The organism is Streptomyces sp. NPDC051662 (assembly GCF_040681655.1).
GTDB lineage: Bacteria > Actinomycetota > Actinomycetes > Streptomycetales > Streptomycetaceae > Streptomyces.
Map to the genome: position 1 here is coordinate 41291 of NZ_JBFAZD010000046.1, position 9607 is coordinate 50897.

General features: G+C 70.9%; 9 protein-coding genes. 2 read left to right on the plus strand and 7 right to left on the minus strand.

Features of this window, described 5'->3' with window-relative positions; all coding sequences use genetic code 11:
* Positions 1–6 precede the first annotated feature (6 nt).
* The 5 genes from rbsD to AB0M67_RS39940 all read right to left on the minus strand — a co-directional run bounded on the left by rbsD (position 7) and on the right by AB0M67_RS39940 (position 6073).
* Positions 7–393 (minus strand): D-ribose pyranase, encoded by a 387-nt coding sequence (gene rbsD, locus AB0M67_RS39920; protein WP_365752941.1) that lies wholly within the window; start codon positions 391–393, stop codon positions 7–9.
* A complete protein-coding gene (locus AB0M67_RS39925; protein ID WP_365752943.1) occupies positions 390–1325 on the minus strand; it encodes a ribokinase in 936 nt (311 codons plus the stop codon). Before AB0M67_RS39925 ends, rbsD begins: the two co-directional genes overlap by 4 nt.
* Before the next feature lie 83 nt (positions 1326–1408).
* Positions 1409–3385 (minus strand): substrate-binding domain-containing protein, encoded by a 1977-nt coding sequence (locus AB0M67_RS39930; protein ID WP_365752945.1) that lies wholly within the window; start codon positions 3383–3385, stop codon positions 1409–1411.
* The gene (locus AB0M67_RS39935; protein WP_365752947.1) at positions 3375–4937 is read right to left on the minus strand and encodes a sugar ABC transporter ATP-binding protein; all 1563 of its coding nucleotides are present in this window, start codon (positions 4935–4937) and stop codon (positions 3375–3377) included. Before AB0M67_RS39935 ends, AB0M67_RS39930 begins: the two co-directional genes overlap by 11 nt.
* The gene (locus AB0M67_RS39940) at positions 4934–6073 is read right to left on the minus strand and encodes a substrate-binding domain-containing protein (protein WP_365752949.1); all 1140 of its coding nucleotides are present in this window, start codon (positions 6071–6073) and stop codon (positions 4934–4936) included. Before AB0M67_RS39940 ends, AB0M67_RS39935 begins: the two co-directional genes overlap by 4 nt.
* Positions 6074–6654: 581 nt before the next feature.
* Between AB0M67_RS39940 and AB0M67_RS39945 the strand changes: the two genes are divergently transcribed.
* The gene (locus AB0M67_RS39945) at positions 6655–7224 is read left to right on the plus strand and encodes an ATP-binding cassette domain-containing protein (protein ID WP_365752951.1); all 570 of its coding nucleotides are present in this window, start codon (positions 6655–6657) and stop codon (positions 7222–7224) included.
* On the opposite strand, the gene AB0M67_RS39950 is transcribed toward AB0M67_RS39945, so the two are convergent.
* The gene (locus AB0M67_RS39950) at positions 7106–7969 is read right to left on the minus strand and encodes a thioesterase domain-containing protein (protein ID WP_365752953.1); all 864 of its coding nucleotides are present in this window, start codon (positions 7967–7969) and stop codon (positions 7106–7108) included. The genes AB0M67_RS39945 and AB0M67_RS39950 overlap by 119 nt on opposite strands.
* Positions 7970–8251: 282 nt before the next feature.
* On the opposite strand from AB0M67_RS39950, the gene AB0M67_RS39955 reads away from it, so the two are divergent.
* Positions 8252–8701: a hypothetical protein gene (locus AB0M67_RS39955; RefSeq protein ID WP_365752955.1), complete on the plus strand. Its 450-nt coding sequence runs from the start codon at positions 8252–8254 to the stop codon at positions 8699–8701.
* A 252-nt stretch (positions 8702–8953) separates the two neighbouring features.
* Here AB0M67_RS39955 and AB0M67_RS39960 read toward each other — a convergent pair.
* Positions 8954–9607 (minus strand): response regulator transcription factor (locus AB0M67_RS39960; protein ID WP_365752957.1); only part of this gene is annotated, 654 nt, incomplete at its 5' end.

Here is a 9607-nt window from a genome sequence, read left to right on the forward strand (position 1 = left end):
CGCGGCTCAGAAGAACACCCCGCAGCGCAGCAGCACATTCGCGTACGGCCGCGCCTCCCCGGTACGTACGACCAGACGCGCGTCCGCCGACAGCTCCTTCAGCTCCGTGTGCGGGACGAAGACGAGACCGGGCAGTGCCGTCAGCAGCCGCGCCGCCTCCGGATTCGCCTCCCGGACCTCGTGGGCCGCCGTCGCGCCCTCCACGACCAGCTCCGCGAGCAGACCGTCGAGCACCTCCGCGAACCGCGGCACCCCGGCCCGGAACGCCAGATCCACCACCCGCGGGCCCGCGGGCAGGGGCATCCCCACATCGCAGACCAGGACACCGTCCCCGTGGCCGAGCTCCGCCAGGGCGCCCGCGAGATGACGGTTCAGGATCCCGGACTTCTTCACCCGGACACACCCTGTTCCGCTCCGGTGAGCGACGCCACCTCCGCCGCCGTGGGGAACGACACCTGCGCCCCCTCCTTGGTCACCGCCGCCGCACCCACCCGCACCGCGTAGGCGGCGGCCCCGGCCAGGCTCTCACCGGCGCCGAGCCGCCAGGCCAGCGCCGCGGTGAACGCGTCGCCCGCCCCCGTTGTGTCCACGGCGCGCACGCGTACGGACGGCACGAGCGTCGTCGTACGGTCGTCCGCCACCAGCGCGCCCCGCGCGCCCAGCGTGATCACCACGGAGCGTGGCCCCAGCGCGAGCAGGCCCCTCGCCCACTCCTCCGGGTCGTCACCGCCGGCACCGGCCGACGCGCCGAGCACCACCCGCGCCTCATGCTCGTTCACGATCAAGGGGTCGCAGGCCGCCAGGATGCCGGCCGGCAGGGGCACCGGGGGAGAGGGATTCAGGACGAACCTGCTGCCCGGCGCCATACCCGCCACCACCTCCCCGACCGTCTCCAGCGGGATCTCCAGCTGCGCGGAGACCACACGCGACGCCCGCAGCAGACCCGACGCGCCCCGGATGTCCGCCGGAGACAGCCGGGCGTTGGCGCCCGGCGACACCACGATGCTGTTGTCCCCGGACGGATCGACCGTGATCAGCGCGACCCCGGTGGGCGCGCCGCCGGACAGTACCCCGGCCGTGTCGACACCCGCCGAGCGCTGCGAGTCGAGCAGCAGCCGCCCGTGCGCGTCATCGCCGACCCGGGCCAGCAGCGCCGTACGGGCGCCGAGGCGGGCGGCGGCGACCGCCTGGTTCGCGCCCTTGCCGCCCGGATGGACGGACAGATCCGAGCCGAGCACCGTCTCACCGGGGCCGGGGCGCCGCTCGACACCGATCACCAGATCGGCGTTGGCCGACCCCACGACCAGCAGGTCGTAGTCGTACATCACAGTCTTTCCGTCTCTTTGGCTGTAGTGGTCGGGAGGCCGTCGAGTGGCCGTCGAGTGGCCGTCGAGAGGCCGTCGAGTGGTCAGGAGAAGTCGGCGACATTCTCCGCGGTGACCACCTTGACCGGCACCTTCACCGTCGAGGCGATCCCGTCCCCCTGTGCGGCCTTGATCGCGTTGAGGACGGCGAGCCTGCCCAGTTCGGCCGGCTGCTGGGCCACCGAGGCGTAGAGCGTGCCCGCCTCGACCGCCTTCAGACCGTCGGGTGTGCCGTCGAAGCCGACGACCGGGATCGACGTACCCGCCTTGGCCCCGAGTGCCTTGATCGCTCCGAGAGCCATCTCGTCGTTCTCGGCGAAGACCCCGTTCACCCCGCTGTGCGCCTGGAGCATATTGGTCATCACATCGAGCCCCTTGGTGCGGTCGAAGTCGGCGGGCTGCCGCGCGACGACCGTGATGCCGGGGTACGCCTTGATGCCCTCGGCGAAGCCCTGGCCGCGCTCACGGCTGGCGGAGGTGCCCGCTGTGCCCTGGAGGACCACGATCTGTCCCTTGCCGCCCAGCTTGTCGGCCAGCGTCTTCGCCGCCTGCCGGCCGCCCGCGACATTGTCGGAGGCGACCAGGGTGGCGATGTCCGCCTTGTTGACACCGCGGTCGGCGGCGATCACCGGGATGCCGGCCTTGTTGGCGGCGCGTACGGATGGTCCCGCCGCGTCCGAGTCGACCGGGTTGACGATCACCGACGACAGGGCGCCGCTGGTGAAGTTCTGGATCTGGTTGGCCTGTTGGGAGGCGTCGTTCTGCGCGTCGGTGACGGTGAGGTCGACGCCCTTGGCCTTCGCCTCGGCCTCCGCGCCCGCCTTCAGCTGGACGAAGAAGGGGTTGTTGAGGGTGGAGAGGGAGAGCCCCACCTTGGTCCCGCCGCCGGAGGAGCCGTTGTTCCAGAAGGAGACACCACCGATGACGGCGGCCACCAGCACCGCCGCGACCGTGTACGTCACCGCTCTCGCGCCCTTGCGGCCAGGCCCGCCCGCGCCCCCCGTAGCGGACGCGCCGGAGGACGTGGCCGACGCCCCCGCGCGGGAGCGCACCGTGTCGAGCAGCACCGCGAGCGCGATGACGACACCGATGACGACCTGCTGCCAGAACGCCGACACCGACAGCAGGTTGAGACCGTTGCGCAGCACCGCCAGGATCAGCGCGCCGATGAGAGTGCCGGACGCCTTGCCGACACCGCCCGCCAGGCTGGCGCCACCGATGACGACCGCGGCGATGGCGTCGAGTTCGTACCCCTGCGCGGCCTGCGGCTGCGCCGAGGAGAGCCGGGAGGCCAGGACGATACCGGCGACCGCGGCGAACAGCCCCGACAGCGCGTAGACGGCGACCTTCTGCCGCTTGACGCGGAGCCCGGACAGCCGCGCCGCCTCCTCGTTGCCGCCGATCGCGTACATCGAGCGGCCCAGATATGTACGGCCCAGGATCAGGGCCGTGATCAGCCCCATCGCCACCATCACGAGGACCGGCACCGGCAGCCAGCCGCCGAGCGTGTCCCCGATCCGCGAGACGGAGCCGGGGAAGGCGATCGGGCTGCCCTGCGAGATCACCAGCGACAGACCGCGGCCCACCGAGAGCATCGCCAATGTGGCGATGAACGGCGGCAGTTTGCCGTACGAGACGAGCGCGCCGTTGACGAGCCCGCACGCGATGCCGGTGCCCACGGCGAGCACGACGGCCAGCCACACCGGCACCCCCTCCGACGTCGCCGACCAGGCCAGGACGGTCGCCGAGAGCGCCGCCACCGAGCCGACCGAGAGATCGATGCCCGCGGTGACGATGACGAAGGTGACACCGAACGCGAGGATCGCGGTCACGGCCGCCTGCACACCGACATTGAGCAGGTTCTGGGTGGTCAGGAAGTCGCCCGACAGCAGCGACATCGCCACCACCAGTACGACCAGGGCGCTCAGCGCGCCATTGTCGAGCAGGAGCCGGCGGACCGACCGGGCGCTTCCGCCACCGCCACCGCCGTCTGTCTTGTTCTTGAGCGTGTCAGTGGCCACGGGAGCCCTCCACCCCTTCTTCCTCGTCGTCCGCGTCGGTCCCGGGTTCCGGTCCTGACGGGCGCGCGGCGCCGACGGCCAGTGCCATCACCGCGTCCTGTGTCGCTTCGTCCGCCGTGAGTTCACCGGCGATCCGCCCCTCGGCCATCACCAGCACCCGGTCGCTCATGCCCAGCACCTCGGGCAGATCGCTGGAGACCATCAGCACGGCGTGACCGGCGGCCGTGAGGTCATTGATGAGTTCGTAGATCTCGACCTTCGCGCCGACATCGATACCGCGCGTCGGCTCGTCGAGGATCAGCACCTTGACCTCGGCCAGCAGCCATTTCCCGATGACGACCTTCTGCTGGTTGCCGCCGGACAGGGTGCGCACCCGCTGGTCGAGCCCCGCCATCCGGACGCCGAGCTGACCGGCGATCCGAGCGGCGGCGGTGCGCTGCGACGCGCGGTCCACCAGCCCGGCGCGAGTCGCCGAACGCAGGGTGACCAGCCCGAGATTCTCCTCCACGGACGCGTCGAGCAGCAGGCCCTGGCCCTTGCGGTCCTCCGGCACCAGCCCGATCCCGGCGGCCATCGCCGCGCTGACGTCATGGCGCGGCAGCGCGGCGCCCGCCACCCGTACCGAGCCCGTGTCGTAGTGGTCCGCGCCGAAGACCGCTCGTACGACCTCCGTACGGCCCGCGCCCACCAGCCCGGCGATACCGACGACCTCACCGGCGCGTACCTCGAAGTCCACGTCACGGAAGACGCCCTCCCTGGTCAGTCCGGTGACGGACAGCAGGGCGGTGCCGGTCTCCGCGGCCCGGCGCGGATACTGCTGGTCGATGTCGCGGCCCACCATGAGACGGACGAGTTCGTCCTCGGGGGTCGACGCGGGCACCTGCCCGACGCTGCGGCCGTCCCGCAGGACAGTGACCCGGTCGCCGAGCGCCGCGATCTCCTCCAGGTGGTGGGTGATGAAGACGATGCCCACACCGTCCTCGCGCAGCGCGCGCACGATCCGGAAGAGCTTGTCGACCTCGTCGGAGGTCAGTACGGCCGTCGGCTCGTCCATGACCAGCACCCGGGCGTCCAGGCTGAGCGCCTTGGCGATCTCGACCATCTGGAGCCGGGCGATGCCCAGTTCACGCACCTTGGTGCCCGGCGGGGTGCTGACTCCCACGCGCTTGAGCAGCTCGGCCGCGTCGGACTCCATCCTCTTGCGGTCGATCAGACCGAAGCGGCGCGGCTGGCGGCCCAGGAAGATGTTCTCGGCCACGGTCAGATCGGGGACCAGGTTGAACTCCTGGTAGATGGTGGCGATTCCCAGCCGTTCGGCGTCCTGCGCGCCGTGGATACGGACTTCCTGCCCGCCGACGACCACGCGTCCGGCGTCCGGCCGGTAGGCACCGGAGAGCATCTTGATCAGGGTGCTCTTGCCGGCGCCGTTCTCGCCGAGCAGGACATGCACTTCGCCGCGGCGCAGATCGAAGTCGACGCTGTCGAGCGCGATAACGCCGGGAAAGGTCTTGCGTATCCCTTCGACACGCAGCAACTCGTCCGGATGACTCACGGGTCGCTCCTTCGCGTTCGTACTGACGGGTTCGGGGCCGACGGGCCCTGTGCTGACGGTCCGCGTTCCGCCGGTGAGCGTTCCGACGGTGCGGGTCGCGCCGGTGCGCGTTCCGAGGGGTCCGGCCGCCGGGGGGCCGGTGGGGACCCCGCACCACAGGAGCGGCGTACGACCAGCCGGGCGGGGAGTGTGACGGACGGCGGGACCCGGCCCGCGATGCGCTCGGCCAGCGCCCGTACGGCGGCCCGGCCCAGCTCGTCCGTCGGCTGCGCGATGGCCGTGATCGGCGGATCCGTGTGCACGAACCACGGGATGTCGTCGAAGGCCGCGAGCGCGATGTCGTCGGGCACGCTCAGCCCCCGGGCGCGGATCGCGTCGAGCGCGCCGAGGGCCATCAGATTGTCCGCCGCGAACACGGCGTCGGGCGGCTCGGGCAGATCGAGGAAGCGCTCGGCGGCCCGGCGTCCGCTCTCGGCCTGGAAGTCGCCCTGGCCGATATACGCGTCGGGCAGCGCGAGCCCGTGCCCGGCCAGCGCGGTACGGAAGGCGTCGACGCGTTCGCTGCCGGTGGTGGTGGTCGCGGGGCCCGCGATGATCGCGAGCCTGCGATGGCCGACCCGCAGCAGATGGGCGACCAGATCGCGGATGGCGGCGCGGCCGTCCGACCGTACGACGGGCACCTCGACGCCCGGGATCCAGCGGTCCACGAAGACGAGCGGGGTCGCGGCACGCACCGCGTCGCGTATCAGCGGTGAACCGCGGTCGGTGGGCGACACGAGCAGTCCGTCGATCCGGCGGTCGAGCAGCGTACGGACGTGGTGGTCCTGCAACTCCGGCCGCTCGTCGGCGTTTCCGATGATCACGCTGTAGCCGAGCGTCCGCGCCTCCTCCTCGACCGCGCGGGCCAGCGAGGTGAAGTACGGATTGAGCACATCGCTGATGACCAGACCGAGCGTGCGGGTCCGGTCGGTGCGCAGGGACCGGGCGACGGCGTTGGGCCGGTAGCCCAGCGCGGTGACCGCGGCGAGCACCCGGGCGCGGGACGTGGGGCTGACCGACGGATGGTCGTTGAGTACCCGCGACACCGTGGCGACGGACACGCCCGCCTCGGCCGCGACATCCTTGATGCCCGCCATCGTCGGTCCACCTCCTCGTGGAATCGATTACACGGAGGATTGGAATCGATTACACGAAGAGATGGCAAGACCTGGGGGGTATCCCGAGACCGGATCGTAATGATCACCGCGCCGGGCCCCGCGGTGCCCTGCCGCCCGGTGCGCCCCCTGATGGGTCGTCACGTCCCGGCGGGCCCCGCGTACGGCCGGCCGAGCCGTGCGCGCGGCCGGCCGGCCCTGTCCCCCGGCGGAGCTTCGGGGCGTGGGAGCTTTTATCGGACGCGTTATGCGGGCCGAAAGGTTGAGCGGCGAATGGCGCGTGGCCGATAGTGCCGGTAATTCGACTTCTTCGCGTTGTCACGGGTGCACGCACTACATTCTTGGGTGAGGTGGCTGTACCCTCAATTCGCTTGCGGACCCCCCTGTTCCGCCCTTGCCCGGTATCGGTATCTTGGCCGTATGTGATGCGCCGGCGGGCAGATGCGGGGTGCGGGTCCACTTCGCCGTGAAGCGCGATAAAGGGGAGATTTTCGATGATGCACGTGGATTCGAGTGAATCAATCGAACGCGTGTCCGAAGTTGTCGCCCTCGAAAATGTCACGATGGTTTACGAAACGAGACCTCGGGTCGTTTATGCCCTGCGGAATGTCAGCCTGGTCGTGAGACAAGGCGTATTTCTCGCGGTAATGGGGGAGGGCAGCGCCGGTAAGACCACGCTGCTGAGGTGCCTTTCCGGCGAGATCCAGCCGTCCTCCGGAGTGGTGCGCCGCGGCGCCGGGAGCGGGGACCGGAGCGGACCGCTGGTGTCCTGGGTGCCCGAGCCCGGCGGGGCGGGCTCCGTCGCGGCGGCGGTCGCGCTCGGGCCGCGTCTGCTGCTCGCCGACGAGGCGACGGAGGAGTCCGGGACGGCGCTGCGCCGGGCTGTGCGGGGACATGGCGTCGCGGCGGTGATGTCGACCTCGGCGCCGGCGGTGGCCGCGCGCGCCGACGCCGTGGTGTTCCTGCGGGACGGGGGCGTCGTCGACATGGTCGCCGGAGCCGGTCCCGAGGTGATCAGCGAGTGTCTGGAGCGCTCCGGCCGTGGCTTCGAGAACGGGAGCCGTGAGTCCCAGGACCGGCGCCATGACTCCCAGGGCCAGCGCCATGACTCCCAGGACCCGAGTCTGAGCTGAGCACCCGTCCGACGATGTCGAGCAGCGGGCCCGCGTCATGCAGGAAGAAGTGATCGCCCGCCAACTCGTACAGCTCGAACGTCCCGCCGGCATGCCGCGACCACGCCTTGGCCTCCCGCGGACCCGCCTCCGGATCGTCCGTCCCCGCGAACGCGGTGAGCGGCACCGGCAGCACCGCGGCGGAATCGGGCACCGCGTTCTCCGCCAGGGTGAAGTCCGCCCGCAGCGTGGGCAGCATGAGCTCAATCAGCTCGGGGTTGTTCAGGAACTCCGCCGGAGCCCCGTTCATCTCCCTTATCTCCGCGAGCAGTTCGGGGTCGGGCAAGGTGTGCCGCAGGACGGGCCCCGGGAGCGGTGCGCATCCTGAGACGAAGACATGCACGGGGCGTGCCGGCCCCCGCGCGCACAGATACTCGGCGAGCGCGAACGCGATCTCGCCGCCCATGCTGTGGCCGAAGAACGCGAACGGCTTGTCGAACCAGCCGGCCAGCCGGTCGGCCAGCAGCGGCACCAGCTCCGTCACCCGGGTGTGCGGCGGCTCGCTGAACCGCTCCTCACGGCCGGGGAGCAGCACCGGACACACCTCCACACCCCCGTCCAGGTGCCCTGCCCAGGAACGGAAGATACTGGAGCCGCCACCGGCGTACGGGAAGCAGAACAGCCGGAGGTCCGCCGCGGGCCGCGGCGGCCTTGACACCACCCAGCGCGGTGCGCGCCGAGGTGCGGATGGTCGGTTCTGAGGCACGGTACGTCACCTTCGCCGGGGTCGGGATGGGGGCGGGGGTGGGACATGGCCGCATGGTCTCACCGCCCGACGGCGTCCGGCAGACCTTTAAGCCTGGGCGTAACTGCCCTGCTGGGGACGGGTGTCAGGGCGTTCGCGCGGCGCGCTGAACCCGCGATGGTGGTGCAGGTGCCACCCCGGTCCGGGTACGCGGTGTACTGACCTGAACCCCGTCGCCCGACACGATGGAGGCAGACGGCGCGGCTCGACCGCGATACGACGGGCACGAGTGGGAGCACTTCCATGGCGGACACAGCCCAGACCACAGCGGGCGGCGGCGCGTACGCCGGTCGTGACCCCGGCCGGCGGCGACCGGGGCGCGGATCGCGGCGGACCACGACCAGGGCGGTGCTCGCCGCCCTCGTCCTCGTACCCGCGATGCTCGGCATGGCCGCGTGCGAGGGGGCGGAGAACGCCAAGAGCCGCGGCGACGCGTGCGAGAAGATCCTCGCCAAGTCCTCGAACTTCTCCGATACGAAGGACCCGGAGGCGGCGGAGAAGGAACTCGACGATCTCGCCGACGAGATCGCCCAGTTGGCGGAGGACACCGACGACGAGAAGCTCCGTGAGGCGGCGAAGGAATTACGCAGCGTCGATCCCGGCGGCCGTGATCCCGACTCGGTGGGCGAAGTCATCTCGGAGACCACCAAACGGATCAATATTATCCGCAAGACCTGCATCTCGTTCGGCTGAGATACGGCGGCCGAGATACAGGCGCACCCATAAGCCGGGATTCCCGCGGCTGTTCATTCCCCCGTCGTGGCAGTGTGGAATCCCGCCCCGGGCGTTCCGGAGTCTTCCCCCGTCTCCGGATGCCCGGGGTTTTCCGCTGCCCGCGGCGTGATCCCTCGGTCCCTCCCTCGCGCGGTCCTTCCTTCGCGCGGTCCTTCCTTCGCGCGGCCCTTCCTTCGCGCGGTCCTTCCCTCGCGCGGTTCTTCCCTCGCGCTACATGGAGTTCTCCGGTGCGTTATTGCCCAGATACGCCAGTACGGCCAGTACGCGGCGGTGCACATTGCCGCCCTCGGGCGGGAGTCCGAGCTTGTCGAAGACACCTCGGATATGTTTGCTCACCGCCCGTTCGGTGATCACCAGCCGCTCCGCGATGGCTCCGTTGGCCAGCCCCTGCGCCATCATCTCCAGCACCTCGTGCTCACGTGGCGTCAGTGCTCGCAGCGGTCGCGCGGCGGCCTTCTGGCTGAGGATCTCGGTGACGACCTCGGGGTCGAGGGCCGTCCCGCCGGTGGTGATGCGCTCCAGCGCCTCAAGGAACTGCTCCACCCGCCCGACCCGGTCCTTGAGCAGATAGCCGATGCCGCGCGCGCCCTGGGCCAACAGCTCGGCCGCGTATGTCTGTTCGACATACTGGGAGAGCACCAGGATCGGCAGGTCCGGCAGTTCGCTGCGGGCCTGTACCGCCGCGCGCAGTCCCTCGTCGCGGAAGGTCGGCGGCAGCCGTACGTCGAGCACCGCCGCGTCCGGCCGGTGCTCGCGCAGCGCGGGCATCACCTCGGGTCCGGCGGCGCAGGTCGCCACCACGTCATGGCCATTGCTGGTCAGCAGCAGGACCATGCCCTCACGTAAGAGGGCGTTGTCCTCCGC